The organism is Kribbella steppae, assembly GCF_004342025.1.
GTDB classification, from domain to species: domain Bacteria; phylum Actinomycetota; class Actinomycetes; order Propionibacteriales; family Kribbellaceae; genus Kribbella; species Kribbella steppae.
In genome coordinates this window covers 256,842-278,942 of record NZ_SLWN01000011.1, presented here as the reverse complement: position 1 = coordinate 278,942, position 22,101 = coordinate 256,842, and the positions used below count along the sequence as shown (strand labels likewise).

The following is a 22,101-nucleotide window of genomic DNA, read 5'->3' as shown; positions in this document are numbered from 1 at the left end:
GCCGCGGTCATCAAGGCGGATGGACCGGTGGTGCGAACGCTGCGTGCCCCCCAGTTCGCGGCGTGTGACACCGCGAGCCTGACGAGGACCTTATGTGTCAGAACAACGTGGTAACAAGCACACCACGTGAGCAAGATGTGACTAGCCGTCGCACCGATCCAGGCAAAGTGGTCAAAGGTTGTCAGTTCGTTGACGATCCAAGGCAGAGGTTGACATCGTGATCAAATGGTCACCGCCCGTGTTCCCGCCCCTGCGGACGCCGATCTGACCCCGACCGATCTGACACCGTCCGACAACAAGCCGTTCCCGCTGCTCATCGCGGTCGCGGCCTCACCGGAGGAACGTGTCCGGCTCGCCGAGCTCGTCGACGACGTCGCACCGCTGCTGCTCGTGTCCAGTCTCGAGGAACTGCGCCGGCTGCTGGTCCCGTCGCAGCAACCGCCACCGGTCCCCGAACACCCGGAGCCGCCGGAGCCTGCGGAGGTCGACTCGACTTCCACCAAGGCCTCCGCGGGTGAGCCCGATGCCGACGTACTGACCATCGACCGGGTCCGGTCGATCGCTCGGTGGCGCGATCGGGAGGTGCAGCTCACCGAGCTCGAGCACGACCTGCTGACCCGGCTGATGTCGGCTCCACTGCGGGTCTGGACGTACGACGCTCTGCACCAGACCGTCTGGCGCAACCGGCACCTGCGCGGCACGGCCGACATCCACTCGGTGGTCAAACGCCTCCGCCGCAAACTCGACGATCTTGGCACCACCGTCACCATCGACGCGGTCCGCGGTACCGGGTTCCGTCTCACCGATCACCAACGCCCGACCATCACCAATCTGCGCGCGGGGTAGTTTCTCCAGGTGTGACCTTCTCAGCGCTGAGCCATCTCGAGTGCCCCAAGTGCGGTCAGACCCACGACGCCGATCAGGTGATCGGGCTGTGCCCGTGCGGATCGCCTTTGCTGGCCCGGTACGACGTACCTGCCGTGACGCTGACCAAGGACGAGTTGGCCGCGCGGCCGCCGGATCTGTGGCGGTACCACGAACTGTTGCCGGTGCGTGCGCCGGAGAATGTGGTGACGCTGGGGGAGGGGATGACCCCGCTGCTGCCGTTGCCGCGTTATGGGCGCGAGGTCGGGGTCGAACGGTTGCTGATGAAGGACGAGGGGTTGATCCCGACCGGCACGTTCAAGGCGCGTGGTGCGGCGGTCGGGGTGTCGCGCGCGTACGAGGTCGGCGTACGGAGGATCGCGATGCCGACGAACGGGAACGCCGGCTCGTCCTGGGCCGCGTACGCCGCCCGGGCCGGGATGGCGGCGTTGATCTCGATGCCGGTCGCGGCACCGGAGATCTGCCGTCGCGAGGTGAAGGTCGTCGGCGCCGAACTGCACCTGGTCGACGGGCTGATCGGTGACGCGGCAGCGTTCATCCGCGAGCAGGAGGGGTACTTCGACGTCTCGACGCTGAAGGAGCCGTACCGGATCGAGGGCAAGAAGACGATGGGCCTGGAGATCGCCGAGCAACTCGGCTGGCAGCTGCCCGACGTCATCCTCTACCCCACCGGCGGCGGGGTCGGGATCATCGGCATCTGGAAGGCCCTGGTCGAACTCCGCGAGCTCGGCTGGATCGACGGCCCGCTCCCGCGGCTGGTCGCCGTACAGTCGACCGGCTGTGCGCCGATCGTCCAGGCCTACGAGAAAGGCCTGCCGGAAAGCGAACCCTGGCCCGACGCCAAGACCATTGCCTTCGGCATCACCGTCCCGAAGGCGCTCGGCGATTTTCTCGTCCTGCAAGCGATCGCGGACACCGACGGTTGTGCCGTTGCCGTCGACGACGAAACCATCCTGGCCGAGCAACATCACCTCGCCCGGCTCGAAGGCGCCTTCATCTGTCCCGAAGGCGCCGCCACCTTCGCCGCCGTACGACGCCTCCGCGAGTCCGGCTGGATCCGCGCCGACGACCAGGTCGTTGCCCTCAACACCGGCCTCGGCCTCAAGTACCCGGAGACCGTCCCGCTCTAGGAACCGGTTGTTACGCCTGGCCGCGGCGGACGGCGAGGATGTGGGCGGGTTCGCCGTTGGGGTCGAGCTTGATGTAGTTCTGCTGGCCCCAGCGCCAGGTCGCGCCGCTGATCTCGTCGTACACGGTGAAGGTGTCCTCGGGGCGCATGCCGAGCGCGGCCATGTCGAGGTGGACCATCGACTCGCGGACCGAGTGCGGGTCGGTGTTCACCACCACGAGGACGGTGTCGCTGTGCCCGTCCGGCCCGGTGATGCGCTTCGAGTAGCACATGATCGCCTCGTCCTCGACCGAGTGCAGCGTCAGGTTGCGCAGCTGCTGCAGGGCCGGGTGCCGGCGGCGGATGTTGTTCAGCAGCGTCAGGTACGGCGCCAGCGTTCGGCCCTCGGCGGCAGCGGCCTCCCAGTCCCGCGGCCGGAACTGGAACTTCTCGGTGTCGAGGTACTCCTCCGAGCCCGGCCGCAGCGCGACGTGCTCGAACAGCTCGTACCCGGCGTACACACCCCAGGTCGGTGACGCGGTCGACGCGATCGCCGCCCGGATCTTGAACGCGCCCGGCCCGCCGTACTGCAGGTAGGCGGTCAGGATGTCCGGCGTGTTGACGAAGAAGTTCGGCCGCAGGAAGTGCGCGGTCTCCTGGGTCAGCTCCTGCAGGTACTCCTCCAGCTCCCACTTCTCGTTGCGCCAGGTGAAGTACGTGTAGGACTGGTGGAAGCCGACCTTGGCCAGCTCGCGCATCATCGGCCGCCGGGTGAACGCCTCGGACAGGAAGACCACATCCGGGTCGGTCTTGCGGATCTCGCCGAGCAGGTACTCCCAGAAGTTGACCGGCTTGGTGTGCGGGTTGTCGACCCGGAACACAGTCACCCCGTGCGAGATCCACAGCCGGACGATCCGCAGCACCTCGGCGTAGATGCCTTCGGGGTCGTTGTCGAAGTTGATCGGGTAGATGTCTTGGTACTTCTTCGGCGGGTTCTCGGCGTACGCGATCGAGCCGTCCGCACGGACGCTGAACCACTTCGGGTGCTCGGTCACCCACGGGTGGTCCGGCGACGCCTGCAGCGCCAGGTCGATGGCGACCTCGAGACCGAGCTCGCGGGCCCGGCCGACGAAGTAGTCGAAGTCCTCGAAGGTGCCCAGCTCGGGGTGGATCGCGTCGTGGCCGCCCTCGGCCGAGCCGATCGCCCACGGCGAACCCGGGTCACCGGGCTTCGGGTCGAGGGTGTTGTTCGGGCCCTTGCGGAACGAGTGACCGATCGGATGGACCGGCGGCACGTAGAGGATGTCGAAACCCATCCCGGCAACCGCTTCCAGCCGCTGGGCCGCCGTACGGAAGGTCCCGGACGTCCACTGCCCGGACTGCTCGTCGTACTTGGCGCCCTCCGAACGCGGGAAGAACTCGTACCAGCTGCCGTACAGCGCGAGCTCCCGGTCGACCCACACCGGGTAGGTCTCCGACGACGTGATCAGCTCACGCACCGGATACCGCCCGAGCGCGGCCCGCACCTGTGGCGAGATTCCCGCGGCGAGTCGTGCCTCCGGCGGCAGCGCGCCGTTGGCCAGCGCCTGCGCGGCATCGGTCAGCGTCGCCCGATCAGCCCGTACGGCGGGGGGCACGCCGGCGGCCGCACGGTCGAAGAACGCGGCACCCTCGGCGAACATCAGATCCACGTCGAGACCGGCCGGCACCTTGATCTCGGCGTTGTGCCGCCAGGTCCCGTACGGGTCGCTCCAGCCCTCGACCGCGAACGTCCACGCGCCCTGCTCCTGCAGGGTCACGTCGACCGTCCACCTGTCCGAGCCTTGCCCGACCGGTGCCATCAGCATCCGTCTGGTCTGCCCGGTCGGCGAGGTCAGCACGACGTTCGCATTCACTGCGTCGTGGCCCTCGCGGAAGACCGTGGCTGCGATGGTGAACGTCTCGCCGACAGATGCCTTGGCCGGATACGCTCCGGCGTCGACGGTCGGGGTGACGTCGGTGATCGGGATGCGCCCAGTCATGGCGTAGACGAACCTTCCCTTGCGAAATAGTGGCCGGTCCGATGGCGGATCCGGCGGATGGGACGGCGTACCTGAGGAACTACAGGACTGACGTTATCGGTCGCCGCTGTCTCGTGAACACCTGGCGGTCTCGAACCGGTCCACAGCATGGAACATCGGTGACCAGCCACTGAAAAGGTCCTGCAAAATCTTGCCTGCGTTGCAAGATCGATGCATGCCGAGGATGCCCTGCTGGGCCGTGGCCGGTACGGTGTCCCGGTGCGAGCGATACGACGATTTTCCGTCCGCCCTGTCCTGCCTGAGCAGCTGACCGGGCTGGGCACCCTGGTGAACAACCTCCGCTGGGCCTGGCACCCGGAGACGCAGGACGTCTTCGAGGCCGTCGACCCGCAGTTGTGGCGGAGCACCGGCGGTGACCCGGTCAAGCTTCTCGGTGAGGTCCCGGCGGCCCGGCTCGACGAGCTGGCCAACGACCAAGCCTTCCTGCGCCGGCTGGAGCTGGCCGTAGCCGACTTGAACGGCTACGTGACCGACGACCGCTGGTTCCAGACCGACGCCGGCTCGCCGGTCAGCTCGGTGGCCTATTTCTCCCCGGAGTTCGGCATCACCCACGTGCTGCCGCAGTACTCGGGCGGCCTGGGCATCCTGGCCGGTGACCACCTCAAGGCGGCCAGTGACCTCGCCGTACCGCTGATCGGTGTCGGCCTGCTCTACCGCCACGGGTACTTCGCCCAGTCGCTGAACCGCGAGGGCTGGCAGCAGGAGCGTTACCCGCTGGTGGACCCGGACGGGCTGCCGATCAGCCTGCTCCGTGACGGAGACGCGACTGCGACCGTCACCCTGACCCTGCCCGGCAACCGGCAGTTGCACGCCCAGATCTGGGTCGCCCAGGTCGGCCGGGTGCCGCTGCTGATGCTCGACTCCGACATGGAGGAGAACGAGCCCGCCGAGCGCGAGGTGACCGACCGGCTGTACGGCGGTACGACGGAGCACCGGCTGCTCCAGGAGCTGCTGCTCGGCGTCGGCGGTGTCCGTGCGGTCCGCGAGTTCTGCCGGATCACCGGTCACCCGGCCCCGGAGGTGTTCCACACCAACGAGGGCCACGCCGGGTTCCTCGGGATCGAGCGGATCCGCGAGCTGGCCGCCGACCAGGGCCTCGACTTCGACACCGCGCTCGAGGTGGCCCGCGGCGGGACCGTGTTCACCACCCACACCCCGGTGCCGGCCGGTATCGACCGGTTCCCGGTCGAGCTGATCCAGCAGCACTTCTCGCCGGACGCGTTCGGCGAAGGGGTGCCGATCGACCGGATCCTCGAGCTCGGCGCCGAGGACTTCGAGGGCGGCGACCTCGGCGTCTTCAACATGGCGATCATGGGTCTGCGGCTGGCCCAGCGGGCCAACGGTGTGTCCAAGTTGCACGGTGTGGTCAGCCGGGGGATGTTCTCCGGGCTGTGGCCGAGCTTCGACGCGACCGACGTACCGATCACCTCGATCACCAACGGCGTGCACGCGCCGACCTGGGTGGCCCGGGAGATCCACGACCTGACCTACGCGGCGACCGACACGGCCGATGCCGACGGCATCTTCGAGGGTCTGGACAAGACCACCGACGCGCAGATCTGGGAGACCAAGCGGATCCTGCGGCAGCGGTTCATCGACGACACCCGGGCCCGGGTCCGGCAGTCCTGGCTGAACCGCGGTGCCAGCGAGGCCGAGCTCGGCTGGGTCGACTCGATCCTCGACCCCGACGTCCTGACCATGGGCTTCGCCCGGCGCGTTCCGTCGTACAAGCGGCTGACGCTGATGCTGCGCGACCCGGAGCGGCTGAAGTCGTTGCTGCTGCACCCGCAGCGGCCGGTCCAGATCGTCATCGCGGGGAAGGCACACCCGCACGACGAGGGCGGCAAGAAGCTGATCCAGGAGATGGTCCGGTTCGCCGACGACCCCGAGGTCCGGCACCGGATCGTGTTCGTGCCCGACTACGACATCAAGCTGGCCCAGCCGATGTACCCGGGCTGCGACGTCTGGCTGAACAACCCGCTCCGCCCGTACGAGGCGTGCGGCACGTCCGGGATGAAGGCGGCGCTGAACGGTGCGCTCAACCTGTCCATCCGCGACGGCTGGTGGGACGAGTGGTACGACGACGAGTTCGGCTGGGCGATCCCGTCCGCGGAGGGGATCGAGGACACCGACCGCCGCGACGACCTCGAGGCGCACGCGCTGTACGACCTGATCGAGAAGCAGGTCGCGCCGCGGTTCTACGACGGTGACGTCCCCGGCCGCTGGATCGAGATGCTGCGGCACACGATCAAGGAGCTCGGCCCGAAGGTGCTGGCCACCCGGATGGTGCGCGACTACGTCGAGCGGCTGTACGTCCCGTCCGCCCTGTCGTCGCGGTCGTTGAACGCGACGTACGACGGTGCGCGCGACCTGGCCGCGTGGAAGAAGAAGGTCCGGGCGGCCTGGCCGCAGATCCGGGTCGACCACGTGGAGCTCCAGGGCCTCGGCGACGTACCGCAGCTCGGGACCAACGTCGGCATCCGTGCCTTCGCCGCGCTCGGCGACCTGAAGCCGCAGGACATCGACGTCGAGGTGCTGCACGGCCGGGTCGACTCCAACGACGAGATCAAGGACCCGGTCCGGGCGTCGCTGTCGCTGGCGGAGACCTACGAGGGCAACCGGCACCGGTACGAGGGTGAGCTGAAGCTGGACCGGACCGGCCCGTTCGGCTACACCGTGCGCGTCGTACCGAAGCACGCGGGTCTCGCGAGCCAGGCCGAGCTCGGCCTGGCCGCCGGCCCCTCCGACCCGGAGGACCCGTCGACTCCGGACCTGCCGGCCGGCTCCGAGTTCTGATCGCGTAGATGGCCCCGCCTGCCTCACCAGGCGGGGCCCTTCGCATTACTTCTTCTTCTTGCGCAGTAGTCCCCACGGCTTGAAGACCGACAGGACCACCGCGACCATCAACAGCGTCGGCGAGACGATCGGCGGGTAGATCATGTCGCCGAGCGGTACGGCGAGATCGTTCGCCTCACCGCGGTCGGCCAGCTCCGCCACGCCCGGTCGCAGCGCGACCAGCACCAGCGCGCTCAGCAGCAGGTTGATGCAGAGCTTCAGGACAACCCACCAGTACTTCGTCAGGCCGTACTTGCTGCCCATCGCCAGCAGTACGCCGGTCACCAGACAGGTCAGCCCGGACACCGTCATCGGCCACACCGTCACCAGCTCGAGCACTCGGAAGCACAACGCCTTGGTGCTCGCGCTGTCGGTCCCCATCGCGGTGAACGTCAGCACCGCCATCACCACGTCGATGCCGAGCCACGACCCGACGGACGCGATGTGCAGCACCAGCACGGCCTTCCGCGTCCTGGCACCCAACCGCCACGGCTTAGCCGCTGCCGTCGTCGCCTCCAGCGTCGCGCTACTCATCTCCCTCTCCCGTCAGCTCGAATCCACTACCCACGATCCTGAGCGACAAGAGGTACCGCGCGCGTCGGCCGACTGGAGGCTTCCGGCGTACCGCACTCGGCGTACTACAGCAGGGGAGGAGGACGGGTGAAGCCAGGCATCGTCCGGAACATCAGACAGGAAACCGCGGGCTTTGACAGGCTATTTCCTGTTCAAGCCCCCTAGAAGGTGTCCGGCGCCTACACCGCTGGGCGTATGAGCTCGATCCAGGTGTGTGGGGCGCCGGTGGGGGAGGTGATGTAGGAGCGGCCGGTGGGCCTCAGGTCCGGGCTGGTCTGGTAGCGGTCGGTCAGCTCCTTGGTGGCGGTTTCGTCTCCGTTGTCGGAGGCAACCAAGAGGGCGGCGATCTCGTCTGTGAGCTCTACGTCGGCGCCGTCCAGGGTGTCTGTCATGGTGCCCCAGTTGTCCCAGAGGAGGAGCTCGTCACCTTGCAGGTGGGCGAGTTGGAAGTGGACGTAGTTGCGGATGAACCAGCCACCGCTGATGGGCGAACCAGGGTCGATGCCGAACAGGTCCGCGTTGAGGTCGCCGGATCGTACGCCGAGCCAGACCTCCGCCGCCGACAGGAACGGACCACGCGGCATGTCCTGGGTGTCGAACGGGTGGTCACCGGACGGGTCGAGCTGGGCGTCGGTCATCACCCAGCGGTCGCCGTTCCAGTACTCGACGACGACGTGGTCGTGGTTGTAGCCGCCGCGGAAGTAGTCCGCGAACCCGATCCGGCTGCGGGCCGGGATCCCCTTGTGCCGAAGGGCCGACACGGTCAGCAGCGTGTAGTCCCGGCAGCAGCCCACGATCCGGTCGACCGGCTCACGCGGTACGGCGAGCGCCGTACCGTTGCGCTTCTGGTCCGTGGTCAGCATCGCCTCGACCCACCGGTGGTCGATCTCGGCCAGCCGGTCGCCGGTGAACTCGATCCCGCCGCCGCGGTAGTGGATCACCAGGTTGCGAACGACGGCCGCGATTCCGGCGACGTCGTCCGGCAGCGCGTCGAAGAGCTGGGCGTGTACGCCGGGGTCGCTGTACTCGGTCTGAATCGCGTAGTCCATCAGGGCTTCCTTTCAAGTATGGGCTGAGCGATGTCGACGGCCGGCTGGTCGCGGGGGAGCAGGTGACAGTCGGGCAGGTAGACCTCACGCGGCGGACCGGCGGTCGCCTCCCCGGTCGAGCGGACCCAGTCACCGACGAGGTCGTACGCGAGCATGATCCGCGGGTACACGCACTCGTCCATCGTGATCGTGCAGTACGCCTCCCGGTGGGCCGGCTCGACCCGGATCGCGATCGACCCGGACGGATCCACCAGCCCGTCGAACGGCACGCACACCTCGACGGTCGCCTCGGCCTCCGGCGTCACCGCACCGTGGTAGATCACCCACGACCCACCGGGCAGCGTTGCCCCGGCGGACTCGAGGTACCTGCGGATGTCGTCGGTCGAGGTCACGATCACCCCGATCAGCGACTGCTGGTCGGTGTCCGAGCGGATCGACGCGATCTTCGTCTCCGGTACGTCGCGGATCAGCACCGGCCGCGGTGACAACCCAGGAGATCCCGACCGCGAGAGCCGGTCCCGCAGGTACTCCAACGTCGCCCGCCGGGCTGCGGTGGTCGCCTCCTCGGCCGCCCACCACCGGTCCAGCCGGATCAGTGCCTCCTCGTCGGATTTCGCCAGTACTTCGGCGATCGTGGTCAAGGGCATGTCCAACTGCCGCAGCACACTGATCCGCCGGGCCCGCTCGAGCTGCTCCTCGTCGTACAGGCGGTACCCGTTCGACGGGTCGACCTGCGCGGGCGGCAGCAGCCCGGAGACGTCGTACAGCCGCAACGCCTTGTGCGAGAGCCCGGTACGACGCCCGAACTCGCTGATCGTCAACACCCGACCATCAAACCCCCTGCCCTTGGGGCAAGGTAAAGACTCACGCCGGGGATGCGTGGAGATCCGGCTCCACCCAGCCTTGCCGGGCGGCCGGACTTGCGAGGGTGCGCGAGTGGTAGAACCGCGTCAGCAGGCGCTTGTCCATCAGCCCGGGGTTGCGCTCGAGCAACTCGTCGAACCCTTCACCCGGCGCCTCGGCCATGTGATATGCCGTCAGCTCCACCCACGCCCGGCTCACCGTCGCGTTGTACTTCTGTGGCACCCCGGCATACCGCGCCGTTCGCTGGATCCCGTCGCTGATCAACTCGACCGCCGCATCCGTCCCACACCGCCGTACGGCGAGCCACGTCAGCTTCACATGCTCCCGGTGCCCGAACCGCTCAGCGCTCGACATCACCTCACCCATCAACTCATCAAACGCACTCACACTGCCCCCAACGCCATGAGCACCCGCCGCGCCTGCTTGACCGAGCCTGGCGCGATTCCAGCCAGCGCCCGCTCCTCCAACTCCGCGAAGGCCCGCTGCACCCGCTCGGCGCTCTTGACACCAACCGACGTCAGCGAGATCTGCACCGCCCGCCGATCACCCGGCCGCGGCGCCCGCAGGATGTGCCCCTTCTGCTCCAGCCGATCCAGTACGCCGGTCAGCGTCGTCGGCCGAACCCCGGCCGCGGCCCCGAGCTCCGACACCGTCCGCCCACGCCCGTCGGCCAGATTCGCCAGCACGTTCACCTCAGAAGCCGTCAGCCCCAGCTCGGCCAGCTCCGTCCCCAACACCTGCAACGTCACATGCGTAGCCCGCTGCAACACCACCAGCAACAACTCATCTCCCACGAATCCAGACTATCCAGATCCGTACTATCCAGCCACCGACTTCTGCCACCAGTAGCGCCGATGATCCGGCGGCCTGCGCGCCGGGGAGGCCGCCGGTTAACCGACGGTCTCCTTGGTCGGTCGGTGGGCTGTCCAGGCGATCGGCAGGGCAGCCTGGTACCGGCGCCGTTGTACTCCCAGGGTGATGGCGAGCCCTGTGCCGCCCAGTGCGATTCCGGCCAGTGCGCCGAGTGCGACCGAGGTCGCGTCCAGGCCCTCGTCCTGGACGATCGCTGCTGGTGTTCTGTCGCCGGACGAGCCGCCCTCCGGGTTCGGATACTCCTGGGCCATGGCGGGGGACGCCGCAGTCATGAGTGCGACGCTGACCGCCGCGGCGGATGCCAGCGTGGTCAGCCTGGTCATCGTCGATCGCTTGATTGGTGCTGCTGAGGTTGGCACTGCGTTGGTGAACATGTCCGCTACTTCCTGTCCTCATCCGGCGGGACTGCCGCTGTCGGCCTTCCGATCGCCGCGATGTCTTGGTCCAGTTGTGCCGCGGAGCGGTATCCAGCCGGCCTCGCCCGGTATCAACGCGGTATCACCGACCTTGACGTCCGGTACTGCGCGGTCGACAGTCGAGGGGTGGGTATCGCCGTGCTCGGCCCGCTCACGATCGAGGGGGAGCGGGAGCATCTCGGGCGGCGTGATCGCGTTGTGTTGGCTGCGCTTGTAGTGCACCCGGGGGACGTTGTCAGTGCCGAAGTACTGGCTGACGTCTTGTGGGGCGAGCAGTTGCCCGCTTCCTGGTCCAAGGTCGTGCAGGGATGCGTGGTCCGGCTCCGCAAGGCCCTCGGCAGCAACTCGATCGAGACGTCGTCGCTGGGGTACAAGTTGACGGTTCCCCGCGACGAGATCGACACCCAACGCTTCGAGCGCACCGTCGTCAGGGCGACGAACCTGCTGGCGGCCGGCGATGCCGAGCGGTCCGCGCTGCTGCTGGCCGATGCGCTGACGCTCTGGCGGGGCAAGCCGCTGACCGACGTAGAGGGCTGGGAGAGCGCGCGGATAGAAAGCGCGCGGTTGGAGGAGCTACGCCAGCGTGCCGAGGAGTTGTACGTCGAAGCGTCGCTGCGATCGGGCCGGCACGAGAGCGTCCTTGCCAAGGCTCGGGCCCTGACATCGGAGGCACCGCTGCGCGAGCGAAGGTGGGCGCTGCTGGCCACCGCGCAGTACCAGTGCGGCCGTCAGGCCGACGCCTTGAAGACCCTTCGCGAACTCCGCGTCGTGCTGAATCGCGAACTCGGCCTGGACCCCGGCCAGGAGATCGGTCTGCTGGAACAGGCGATTCTGCGCCAGGATCCGTCCCTGGTGGTGGCGAGCACGCTGCCAGAGCCGAGCACGGAGTGCCCGTACCTCGGTCTCAAGCCCTACGACCTGGACGATGCAGAGGTGTTCTTCGGCCGTGATGCCGAGGTGGCTGCGGGACTGCGAAAGCTGGCCGACAACTCGGTGCTGGCTGTCGTCGGCCCGTCCGGGTGCGGGAAGTCATCGCTGGTGCGTGCAGGCATCGCGGCGCGCTTGCGCAGCGGCGGCCGGCGGGTCGTGGTGATGACTCCCGGCGTACACCCGCTTGCGGCCCTGGCCGATGCGCTGCCCGGCGACGTCGTGCCGGCTGCGCTGGTTGTCGATCAGTGTGAGGAGGTCTTCTCGCTGTGCGCGGACGCCGCAGAGCGCGAAGCGTTCCTCGACAGACTGACCGCTCATCGCGCCGAGGCCCCGCTGATCCTGTCCTACCGAGCTGATCGGCTTGCAGAGATCGCGGCCTATCCGGGCTTTGCTCACCTTGTTGAACAAGGGCTCCAGCTGCTCACCGGCATGTCCGAGACTGACCTACGCACAGCGATCACAGAGCCGGCCAGGCTGGCCTCGTTGGTGGTGGAGCCGGGACTTGTCGACCTGCTGGTCCGAGAGGTGGATGGGCAACCTGGTGCGCTTCCGCTGATGTCGCACGCGCTCGCCGAGACCTGGCAGCGCCGCGAAGGCCGGACGTTGACTGTCGACGGCTACCGCGCATCCGGTGGGATCGAGGGCGCAGTGGCCCAGTCAGCCGAGGAGATCTATACCCGGCTTCGCCCTGAGCAACAGGCCAGGCTGCGCGAGCTGCTCCTACGCCTGGTGACCCCGGGGCCGGATGGGCAGCCGATCCGCGGTCGGCTGCCGCGACGGCTCGTGGTCACCGGGCCGGAGTCCGACGCGTTGATCGATCTGCTGGTCGGGTCGCGCCTCGTCACCAGCGACGATGGTGTGGTCGAGCTGGCGCACGAGGCGGTCGCCCGGGCCTGGCCCAGGCTGCGGCGTTGGCTGGACGACGACCTCGAGGGCCAGCAGATCCTGCATCACCTGACGATCGCCGCCGACTCGTGGAACTCACTCGGTCGACCTCACAGTGAGCTCTACCGTGGAGTGCGCCTGGCCAAAGCCCTGGACTGGCGGGAGGGCGCGACGGTGGCGCTGACGGAGATCGAGAGCGATTTCCTCGCTGCCGGCCAACACCTGTCAGAGGCTGAACTTCGTGCGGTCGAGAACCAGGCTCGGTACCAGGTTCGCGTCAACCGACGTCTCCGAGGAGCCCTCGCCGCCGCTGCCCTGTTGCTGGCCGGGGCACTGATAGCCGGCGTCGTAGCCGTTCGGCAGGCAGAACAGGCCGACCAGCAGGCAGCCGCCGCGGAGCAGGCGGCCGTCCGCGAGCTCGCGCGCCGCGTTGGTGCACGAGCTCTGCTGACCGAAGGCATCAGCCACTCTCTGCTGCTTGCAGCGCAGGGGGTGCGCCTGGAGGACTCCCCGGAGACACGAACCAACCTGCTGGCTGCGCTGAACAAGCGCCCACTTCTGGTCCGGTCACTCCCGGCAGTAGACGGTGATCTCGGCGCCTTCTCGTTCTCCCCAGACGGAACTCGTGTCGTCGCGGGCGGCAAGAACGCGGCGTGCAATCTGTACGAGACGGAATCGGGGCGACCGGTCGCCACCTACTCGTTCGTGCCGGATCCCGAGACCCAGCTGAGCGGGAATGTCGGAGGCGTCGGGGTGGTGGGGAGTCGGGTGTTCTGCTCCCCCCTCTTCACGCCGGATGGTCGGTATGTGGCGGCGATGACCAACTACACCAGGGAATACCCTGAGGGACAGCGCGCCATGGGCGTTCGGTTGTTGACCCCCAACGCGCTTGAGGTGGTTCCTCTCGCCTTCCCGACCCAACAGAATCTCCTCTACCGCAACCTCGTCTCCAGTGCCGACGCTCAACACCTGGCTGCGAGCGTTCGGGTGATCCCCCAACTGGAGGAGATGTCGATCGATGCCCCCGGCTTCGCGCTCGTCTGGGACCTCCGCGCCCGCGGACGCAGGCCGCACAAGGTCACCCTCCCGCCCGGCCCTCACGGACTGGCTCTCAGTCCCGATGGCGACACCATCTACACCCAGCAGCCGCTCGCGGCGTACGACGTCGCCACTGGGAAAGTGCACTGGCGGCGTGACGGACCCAGTCTGGTCGGAAGCAGGGCCCAGATTGCCATCGACCTCACGCGGGACGGCAACCTGTTGGCGCTCCAACCCATCGGGGCGACCGATCAGGGGATCGCACTGGTCGACGCCCACACGGGCAAGACAGTGAGGATGCTGCGCGGTCATACCGGCGTCCTGCGGGACGTCGCATTCTCCCGGGACGGCACGCTGCTCGGCTCCGCTTCGCAGGACGGGGAGGTCATCGTCTGGGACGTTGCCACCGGCACCCCTCGCGAACGGATCAGGACTTTCGAGATCTCGTGGGCAGTTGGCTTCAGCCCCGACAACCGCACGCTGTACACGGGCGGCGACGAGGGCATGCTGCGGGCGTACGACCGCTCTGGGCAACAGCTGTATCTCAGCCGGAGACAACCCATGCCCGCGCGCGACTACCTCCACGCGCTCGCCTCTGCCGACGGCAACAGAACAGCCTATGTATGGCGGGACACAACAGATTCCTGGCTGAGTTTCGCCGACGCGGCGACCGGGGCCACCACCGCACCCGTGCGAGTGCACGGCGAAGTCGAGCAGTCGTCCCGGACACCCGCCTCATGGCATCCGGACGGCCGGCGCCTCGCCGTGTTCGATACCGGGGGTACCGTCACGGTTCTCGACGCCCAGACCGGCAAGGTCGTCGTGCGGCGCAAAGTCGTCGAGCCGGGCATCTGGTCCATTGCGTACGTCGACGGCGGGGACCGCATCCTGGTCAGTGACTCCCGGAACCAGACCACGTTCTTCGACGCGCGCACACTGCAGCCCAGCGGCGTACCCCTCAATCTGACCAATAACTGTTGTACGGCGGCATCCCCCGACAAGGAGACAGCAGTCGTCTTCGATGACTCGCCCGACGGCGCGGAAGAGCACTGGCGGGTCATCCGTACGGCGACCGGCGACGTGCTCTCGGAGGGCGACCTGAATCTCCGGATCAACCATGCGGCGTACTCGCCCGACAGCCGGCGCTTCGCGGCCATTGGGAGCAAAGGCGAGGTAGTCATCATCGATGTGCCCTCGGGTGACCTCCACAGTGCTCCGGCAACCGGGCACAGTGGCGCGGGCAGGTTCGTCCGATTCTCGGAAGACGGGTCTCGGCTGGTGTCGGGCGCTGAGGATGGGACGTTGAGTCTCTGGGACGCGCGCAACCTCGAACTGCTCGGCACCGTCGCCACCTCGGCCGGCACCAAGAAGGCGGCTATCTCCCCGAGCTTCAGCGAGGGACGCGATGTGGTGACGGTCGCCGCGTTCGACGGACGCACCTACCGCTGGGACACGCGCATCGGGTCGACGCTCGACTTCGCCTGCACGATGGCCGGCCGCAACCTCACCGACGAAGAGTGGAGACAGGCCTTCGGCGAGCGTCTGTACCAGAAGACCTGCCCTGACTTCGGCTGAGTGACGTCAGTGCTGTGCGATCGTCGCCGGCAACGCGGCGAGGAGGGCGTCGGCGTGGTGGCGGTAGCCGAGGTTGTTGGGGTGGAAGCTGTCGGGGGCGAGCAGGCCGCGCCAGGGTGGGCGGGCGTGGCGGGAGACCTGGGCCACGGGGAGACCGCGGTCGGTCGCGGTGGTGTTGATGAGGTCGTTGATGTTGGCGACGTACGGACTGCAGACGCCGCCGATGGTCCAGAAGCGGTCCGGCACGGTGAGGTCCATCATGACCGAGGAGGACGGCAGCCGCTCGATCACCTGGCGCAGGTGAGTGCGGAACCGCTTCGGTGGTGTGGCGAGGATGTCGTTGCTGCCGATCCCACACGTGACCAGATCGGCGCCGAGTCCTTCGATCAACGGAAGCTGGTCGTCCAGCACGTGTAGCGTCTGAGCACCGGAGCGGGACAGGTTGACCACGCGCCACGGCCGACCCGTTCGGCGTAGTGCGTTCAGCACCTGGCCGACGTATCCGTGCAGCGGTGACGACGCGCCGAGCCCTTGCGCCGTCGAGTCGCCGAGCACGACCCACAACGGCCCGTCGGCGGCGAGTGCCTTCTCGTTGTGCCGGGTCCAGAAGTCCGCGTACGTCCGGGCCTGGACGTCCAGATAAGCGACCCCGTCGAGCCATCGCCGCACGGCATTCCCGGACGACGACCGCTCAGCCTCGCCCCACCGGGTCACGGCTTGGTGCAGCGCGCCGATCGGCGTCGTACGTTCTCGGCCCTCTCGGCGCAGCAAGAACATTGGTCCCCCCGGAAGTGAACAGACGGTGACCAGTCACTGTACTTCCGGAAAGCAAACAACCGCCTCACAAAGCGCGAAGCAGCACCAGACAGCGAGGGGCCAGCGGGACCGTCGCACCGGCTTCGACTTCGGTCACCATGCTGTTGCTGGTGTCGAGCACCACCTCGTACGCCGGCGCCCAGGAAGCATCCGGTACGACGACCTGCCGCACCTCCGGCGTCGCGTTCAGCGCCATCAGGAACGAACTGTCCTTCAGAGCGTTGCCCTCGGCATCGGTCACCCGCAGCGCGTCACCGGCCAGGAACATCCCGATCGTCCTCAGGTTGCCGTCGTACCAGTCGGCCTCGGTCATCTCGCCGCCGTGCGGCGCGATCCAGGACAGGTCCTTCCGGCCGCCGTCGACGACGGGCTCGCCGGAGAAGTAGTGCCATTGGCGCAGGACCGGGTGCGCTGCGCGCAGGGCGAGCAGCTTCTTCGTCAGCGCGAGGTGATCCGACCATTCGCTGGGCAAGGTCCAGTCGAACCAGGACAACGAGTTGTCCTGGCAGTAGGCGTTGTTGTTGCCGTGCTGCGTCCGCCCGCACTCGTCCCCGGCGGTGATCATCGGTACGCCGGTCGACAGGATCAGCGTGGACATCAGGTTCGCCAGCTGCCGTTTGCGCAACGCGATCACGGCCGGGTCGTCGGTCTCGCCCTCGACGCCGCAGTTCCAGGACCGGTTGTCGTCGGTGCCGTCCCGGTTGTCCTCGTGGTTGGCCTCGTTGTGCTTGTGGTTGTAGCTGACCAGGTCGCGCAGGGTGAACCCGTCGTGCGCGGTGATGAAGTTGATCGACGCGTACGGGTACCGCCCGTCGTCGCCGTACAGGTCGCTCGAACCGGACAGCCGGTAGGCGAGGTCCTTGACGCCGTCGGAGGTGTTGCGCCAGACGTCGCGCACGCTGTCGCGGAACTTGCCGTTCCACTCCGACCACGGGGTGCCGAAGTTGCCGACCTGGTAGCCGAACGGGCCGATGTCCCACGGCTCGGAGATCAGCTTGACCCGGCCGAGCACCGGATCCGCCGCCACCTCGGCCAGGAACGGATGGTCGACCGTGTCCACCTCGTGCCGCTCGTTGCGGATCAGCGTGACGGCCAGGTCGAACCGGAACCCGTCGACGCCCATCTCCTCGACCCAGTACCGCAGCGAGTCCATCATCAGCCGCCGGACCTGCGGATGTGAGGTGTCGACCGAGTTGCCGGTGCCGGTGACGTCGTACATCGTCCCGCCGTGGCCGAGCCGGTAGTACGCCCGGTTGTCGATACCGCGGAAGCTCAGGGTCGGGCCGTCGAAGCCGCCCTCGGCGGTGTGGTTGTAGACCACGTCGAGGATCACTTCGATGCCGGCGGCATGGAACGCGGCCACCATCGCCTTGAACTCCGCGACCTGCTCACCGCGCGAGCCCGACGACGAGTACGGCGCATGCGGCGCGAAGTAGCTGAGGCTGTTGTAGCCCCAGTAGTTCGGCAGTCCACGGGCCGCGATCGCGGGCTCGGTGAGGAAATGGTGGATCGGCAGCAACTCGACCGAGGTGACGCCGAGCTCGACCAGATAGTTGATCACCGAGGGATGAGCCAGACCGGCGTACGTGCCGCGCTGATGCTCCGGTACGTCGGGATGCAGCTTGGTGAAACCCTTGGTGTGCAGCTCGTAGATGACCGTCTCGCCCCAGTGCACCGGACGACTGATCGGGGGAGGCGGCTCCGACGCGGCCACGACCACGCTGACCGGGACATGACCGGCCGAGTCGCCGTCGGACGAGTCGTAGATCAGTGGACTGGAGTAGTCCAGTGAGCCGTCGACTGCCCGCGTGTACGGGTCGAGCAGGAGTTTGGACGGGTTGAACCGCAGTCCGTGCGAGGGATCGAAGGGCCCGTGCACGCGGTACCCGTACCGTTGCCCATGGCCCACTCCGGGGACGAACCCGGTCCAGCACTCACCGGTATGGGCCAGATCCAGATTCCGCTGACTGCCGTCGTCCGCGATCAGCGCGAGCTCGACGCGTTCGGCGGCTGGGGCCCACAACGTGAAGGTCGTGCCATCGGTCTGGACCACTGCCCCCAGTTGGAGCCCGGTGTCGAGAGCACTCGGGGCGGCGGTCGCTTCAGTCACCGGCACATTCTGCACAAGACCTCTCAAACCGTCGCGGCCGCAGGGTGAGTTATCGATAATAAAGTTGGTTGTGCTCATGAGACGGTAGTTGCGAACGCCTGTGCGCAATGATACGCAGGAACCGTTACTAAGTTTCCGGACGCCACCAGCGCCGAGTAGGGGATCACATGTCGCAACAGTTGGCCGATCTGACCGTCGGTCTGATCGGCGCGGGCAACATCTCGCACCTGCACGTCTCCGCCTGGAAGGCCCTGGGCGCTCGCGTCCTGGTGTACTCCGAGGAAGGGGCCGACGAGCTCGCCGGGCAGTACGGGCTGGAGGTCGCGGCCTCGCTGCACGCCTGCCTGGCCGAGGCGGAGTTCGTCGACATTGTCACGCCGTCGCCGACGCACAAGGAGATCGCGCTGGCCGCGATCAAGGCCGGCCGGAACGTGATCTGCGAGAAGCCGCTGACGCTGACCGCAGCCGACTCGCACGAGGTGATCGCGGCCGCGGCGTCCGCCGGGGTGAAGGTCTACCCGGCTCACGTGGTCCGGTTCTTCCCGGCCTACAGCGCGGCGTACGACGCCGTCCACGCGGGGCGGATCGGCGACGTCGCGGTGGCCCGGTTCTACCGCCAGGCCTCATCACCGGCAGGCAAGGGCTGGTACCAGGACGTGGCCCGGTCCGGCGGCGTGATCATGGACCTGATGGTGCACGACCTCGACCAGGCGCGGTGGCTGTGTGGCGACGTGACCAGCGTGTACGCCGTCCAGAATCCGCCGACCGTGGACGGGATCAGCCCGGTCAACGTGGCGGCGCATGTCACCCTCACCCACGCCACCGGCGCGATCAGCCATTGCCGTGCGACCTGGGGTGCGACCGGGACCACGTTCCAGTCCGGGTTCACCGTCGCGGGATCGACGGGCGTCCTGAAGTACGCCTCCGACGCCGACCTCGGGTACACCGAGGAACTGCAGGCCGGCGCCGCCGTTGGTGACCTCCTGATCCCCGCCTCGACGCTGGGCGAGAGCCCCTACCTGACCCAGCTCCGTGAGCTCGCCGTGGCGTTGCGCGGTGGACCGGAGCCGCGGGTCCTCGCGGCCGACGGAGCGTCCGCGGTCTACCTGGCCGAGGCCGCCCGGGAGTCGATGGCCACCGGACGCGCGATCGACATGACCACCTTCGACCCGACGGGAGAGCACGCATGAGCCGGCTGAAGGTCGCGATCGCGTCGTTCGCGCACACGCACGCGATGTCCTACGCCTCGCTGCTCGGCGACATGCCGGACATCGAGGTGCTGTCCGCCGATCCGTCCGGCGCTGACGCGCCGGACGCCGGTCCGCGCGGCGCCGAGTTCGCTGCGAAGGTCGGCCTTGCGTACGTGGACTCGTACGACGAACTGTTCGACTGGGGACCGGACGCCGTCGTGGTGACGAGTGAGAACGCGTTGCACCGTGAGCTGGTCGAGCGGGCCGCGGCGGCCGGGGCACACGTGCTGTGCGAGAAGCCGCTGGCCACGGAGGTCGCGGACGGCGAGGCGATGCTGGCGGCCTGCGAGGCAGCCGGCTCCATCCTGATGGTCGCGTACCCGGTCCGCTTCAGCCCGTCGTACCTGCGGCTGCGGGCGTCGGTCGAGGCGGGGATGCTCGGCGACCTGTTCGCCGTACTGGGGACGAACAACGGCAAGATCCCCTACGACGCGCGGCAGTGGTTCACCGACGCCAAGCTGGCCGGCGGGGGAGCGCTGGTCGACCACACTGTGCACTGTGCCGATCTGATCGACGGACTGACCGGCGGCGCCTCGGCCGTGCGGGTCTACGCGGCGGCGAACCACGTCCTGCATCAGGACAAGGGTGTTTCCGTGGAGACCGGTGGATTGGTCACCATCAACTACGACAATGGGCTGCTGGCAACGATCGACTGCTCGTGGAGCGTGCCGGACAACGGACCGACGTGGGGCGGTGTCTCGCTGCAGGTGACCGGTACGAACGGGTCGGTGGAGATCGAGCCGTTCCTGCCGCACGTCGGCGGCACGGACGCGTCCGGTGAGGTCTATCTGCCGCTCGGAAGCAACTTCGACGCCTCCATGCTCTCCGAGTTCCTGCGTGCGGTGCGGGCATCGGGTCCGGCGGAGGCCGGTACTGCGCCTGCCGTCGTACCGCAGCCGGATGGTGCCGTGGGTGTGCGCACACTCCAGATCGTCGACGCCGCACGCCGGTCGGCGGTGTCGGGTCAACCGGTCGATCTGTAGCCTCCCCGCAGTACAAGTGCGTGGAGTGGTCCGGTACGGTTCCGGGGATGTGACCGGCGGGTAGGACCTGGACTGTAAGGAGCGAGACGATGGGCGAGTTCGTCAACCTCACCGTGAGTGACGGTGTGGGCACGATCCGGCTGGACCGGCCGAAGATGAACGCGCTGAACGTCCAGGTCCAGGAGGAGATCCGGGCCGCCGCTGTGGAGGCGACCGCGAACGACGAGGTCCGCGCGGTGGTGATCTACGGCGGCGAGAAGGTGTTCGCGGCCGGCGCGGACATCAAGGAGATGGCCGACATGTCGTACGCCGACATGGTCAAGCGCTCCGGTCCGCTGCAGTCCTCGCTGTCCGCGGTCGCCGCGATCCCGAAGCCGACGGTCGCGGCCATCACCGGGTACGCCCTCGGTGGTGGCTGCGAACTGGCTCTGTGCGCCGACTACCGGATCGCCGCCGAGGACGCCAAGCTCGGCCAGCCGGAGATCCTGCTCGGCATCATCCCGGGCGCCGGCGGGACGCAGCGGTTGTCCCGGCTGATCGGTGCGTCCAAGGCCAAGGACCTGATCTACACCGGGCGGTTCGTGGACGCCGCCGAGTCGCTGTCACTGGGGCTGGTCGACAAGGTCGTGCCCGCCGCCGAGGTGTACGACGCCGCCGTTGCCTGGGCGTCGCAGTTCTCCGGTGGCGCCGCGCTCGCGCTGCGGGCCGCCAAGGAGGCGATCGACTCCGGGCTCGGCGTGGACCTGCAGACCGGTTTGGAGATCGAGCGGCAGCAGTTCGCGGCGCTGTTCGCCACCGAGGACCGTGCGATCGGGATGAAGTCCTTCGTCGAGAACGGCCCGGGCAAGGCCGAGTTCAAGGGAATCTGAATGACCACGACATCTCACGGGTCCGCTGCGAAGCCCGCCGCCACTGCCGAAGAGGTCGAGGCGGCCTGGAACGACAACAAGCTGGCCCAGGTGCTCTACCACGACTGGGAGGCGGCGACGTACGACGAGAAGTGGTCGATCTCGTACGACGAACGCTGCGTCACCTACGCGCGGGACCGGTTCACCGCGATCGCCGGCTCGTCGGGTTGGCCGTACGGCAAGTCGTTGGAGATCGGTGCGGGCACCGGCTTCTTCACCCTGAACCTCAAGCTGGCCGGCGTACTGGCCGAGGCCCATGTCACTGACCTCTCGCCGGGTATGGTCGAGGCGGCCAAGAAGAACGCGAAGACCCTCGGGTTCGCGATCGAGGGCCAGGTCGCCGACGCGGAGAAGCTGCCGTACGACGACAACACCTTCGACCTGGTCATCGGGCACGCCGTCATCCACCACATCCCGGATGTCGAACTCGCCTTCCGCGAGATGCTGCGCGTACTCAAGCCGGGCGGCCGTTTCGTCATCTGCGGCGAACCGACCCGGTACGGCGACTTCGTGGCGCGGCGGTTGTCACGCTTCACCTGGTGGGCCACGACGAACGTGACCAAGCTGCCGGCGTTGACCGAGTGGCGCCGGCCGCAGGCGGAGCTGGACGAGTCCTCGCGGGCCGCCGCTCTGGAGGCTGTGGTCGACCTGCACACGTTCGACCCCGACACGCTGGCCCGGATGGCGGCTCGCGCTGGGGCAGTCGACGTACGGACAGTCACGGAAGAGTTGTTGGCTGCTTGGGTTGGCTGGCCGATCCGGACGTTCGAGGCCGCCGTACCGGAGCAGAAGCTCGGGTTCGGGTGGCGGATGTTCGCGTACAAGTCGTGGCTGCAACTGTCGAAGGTGGACAAGGTGCTATCGGCCGTCGTACCCGACGAGCTCTACTACAACGTCTCCATCACGGGTGTCGCGCAGTAGG

At 67.9% G+C, this 22,101-nt stretch carries 17 protein-coding genes; 8 read left to right on the top strand and 9 right to left on the bottom strand.

The window, feature by feature from the left end; all coding sequences use genetic code 11:
- Positions 1–225: 225 nt before the first annotated feature.
- Both EV652_RS30530 and EV652_RS30525 read left to right on the top strand, forming a co-directional pair.
- Positions 226–846, top strand: a complete 621-nt coding sequence (locus tag EV652_RS30530) for a winged helix-turn-helix domain-containing protein (protein WP_132212718.1) — start codon at positions 226–228, stop codon at positions 844–846.
- A gap of 11 nt (positions 847–857) precedes the next feature.
- Positions 858–2,015, top strand: a complete 1,158-nt coding sequence (locus EV652_RS30525; protein ID WP_132212717.1) for a threonine synthase — start codon at positions 858–860, stop codon at positions 2,013–2,015.
- Positions 2,016–2,025: 10 nt separating this feature from the next.
- On the opposite strand, the gene EV652_RS30520 is transcribed toward EV652_RS30525, so the two are convergent.
- The gene (locus EV652_RS30520; protein ID WP_132212716.1) at positions 2,026–4,014 is read right to left on the bottom strand and encodes an alpha-1,4-glucan--maltose-1-phosphate maltosyltransferase; all 1,989 of its coding nucleotides are present in this window, start codon (positions 4,012–4,014) and stop codon (positions 2,026–2,028) included.
- Positions 4,015–4,272: 258 nt separating this feature from the next.
- Here EV652_RS30520 and glgP point away from each other — a divergent pair, with 258 nt between their 5' ends.
- Complete coding sequence (gene glgP / locus EV652_RS30515; RefSeq protein WP_132212715.1) at positions 4,273–6,870, top strand: alpha-glucan family phosphorylase; 2,598 nt, start codon at positions 4,273–4,275, stop codon at positions 6,868–6,870.
- Between the two features lie 45 nt (positions 6,871–6,915).
- Here the strand turns inward: glgP and EV652_RS30510 are convergent, their stop codons facing one another.
- From EV652_RS30510 to EV652_RS30485, 6 genes are all read right to left on the bottom strand, one after another.
- Positions 6,916–7,443, bottom strand: a complete 528-nt coding sequence (locus EV652_RS30510) for a hypothetical protein (RefSeq protein ID WP_132212714.1) — start codon at positions 7,441–7,443, stop codon at positions 6,916–6,918.
- A gap of 218 nt (positions 7,444–7,661) precedes the next feature.
- Positions 7,662–8,531: a transglutaminase-like domain-containing protein gene (locus tag EV652_RS30505; RefSeq protein ID WP_132212713.1), complete on the bottom strand. Its 870-nt coding sequence runs from the start codon at positions 8,529–8,531 to the stop codon at positions 7,662–7,664.
- Positions 8,531–9,355, bottom strand: coding sequence for a MerR family transcriptional regulator (locus EV652_RS30500; RefSeq protein WP_132212712.1), 825 nt, complete (start codon positions 9,353–9,355; stop codon positions 8,531–8,533). The genes EV652_RS30505 and EV652_RS30500 overlap by 1 nt, the downstream gene beginning before the upstream one ends.
- Positions 9,356–9,395: 40 nt before the next feature.
- A complete protein-coding gene (locus EV652_RS30495; RefSeq protein ID WP_199238475.1) occupies positions 9,396–9,782 on the bottom strand; it encodes a hypothetical protein in 387 nt (128 codons plus the stop codon).
- Positions 9,779–10,189: a MarR family winged helix-turn-helix transcriptional regulator gene (locus EV652_RS30490; protein WP_199238474.1), complete on the bottom strand. Its 411-nt coding sequence runs from the start codon at positions 10,187–10,189 to the stop codon at positions 9,779–9,781. The genes EV652_RS30495 and EV652_RS30490 overlap by 4 nt, the downstream gene beginning before the upstream one ends.
- Positions 10,190–10,285: 96 nt before the next feature.
- The gene (locus EV652_RS30485) at positions 10,286–10,591 is read right to left on the bottom strand and encodes a hypothetical protein (protein WP_132212711.1); all 306 of its coding nucleotides are present in this window, start codon (positions 10,589–10,591) and stop codon (positions 10,286–10,288) included.
- A 111-nt stretch (positions 10,592–10,702) separates the two neighbouring features.
- On the opposite strand from EV652_RS30485, the gene EV652_RS30480 reads away from it, so the two are divergent.
- Positions 10,703–15,112, top strand: a complete 4,410-nt coding sequence (locus tag EV652_RS30480; RefSeq protein ID WP_132212710.1) for an nSTAND1 domain-containing NTPase — start codon at positions 10,703–10,705, stop codon at positions 15,110–15,112.
- Between the two features lie 6 nt (positions 15,113–15,118).
- Here the strand turns inward: EV652_RS30480 and EV652_RS30475 are convergent, their stop codons facing one another.
- Both EV652_RS30475 and glgX read right to left on the bottom strand, forming a co-directional pair.
- Positions 15,119–15,889, bottom strand: a complete 771-nt coding sequence (locus EV652_RS30475; RefSeq protein ID WP_132212709.1) for an SGNH/GDSL hydrolase family protein — start codon at positions 15,887–15,889, stop codon at positions 15,119–15,121.
- Positions 15,890–15,953: 64 nt separating this feature from the next.
- Complete coding sequence (gene glgX / locus EV652_RS30470) at positions 15,954–18,038, bottom strand: glycogen debranching protein GlgX (RefSeq protein ID WP_242002103.1); 2,085 nt, start codon at positions 18,036–18,038, stop codon at positions 15,954–15,956.
- Positions 18,039–18,205: 167 nt separating this feature from the next.
- On the opposite strand from glgX, the gene EV652_RS30465 reads away from it, so the two are divergent.
- From EV652_RS30465 to EV652_RS30450, 4 genes are all read left to right on the top strand, one after another.
- Positions 18,206–19,228, top strand: coding sequence for a Gfo/Idh/MocA family protein (locus tag EV652_RS30465; protein WP_132212707.1), 1,023 nt, complete (start codon positions 18,206–18,208; stop codon positions 19,226–19,228).
- On the top strand, positions 19,225–20,271 hold the full coding sequence (locus tag EV652_RS30460; protein WP_132212706.1) for a Gfo/Idh/MocA family protein: 1,047 nt from the start codon (positions 19,225–19,227) through the stop codon (positions 20,269–20,271). The genes EV652_RS30465 and EV652_RS30460 overlap by 4 nt, the downstream gene beginning before the upstream one ends.
- Before the next feature lie 89 nt (positions 20,272–20,360).
- Complete coding sequence (locus EV652_RS30455; protein WP_132212705.1) at positions 20,361–21,140, top strand: enoyl-CoA hydratase/isomerase family protein; 780 nt, start codon at positions 20,361–20,363, stop codon at positions 21,138–21,140.
- The gene (locus tag EV652_RS30450) at positions 21,141–22,100 is read left to right on the top strand and encodes a class I SAM-dependent methyltransferase (RefSeq protein WP_132212704.1); all 960 of its coding nucleotides are present in this window, start codon (positions 21,141–21,143) and stop codon (positions 22,098–22,100) included.
- Position 22,101: the final 1 nt, after the last annotated feature.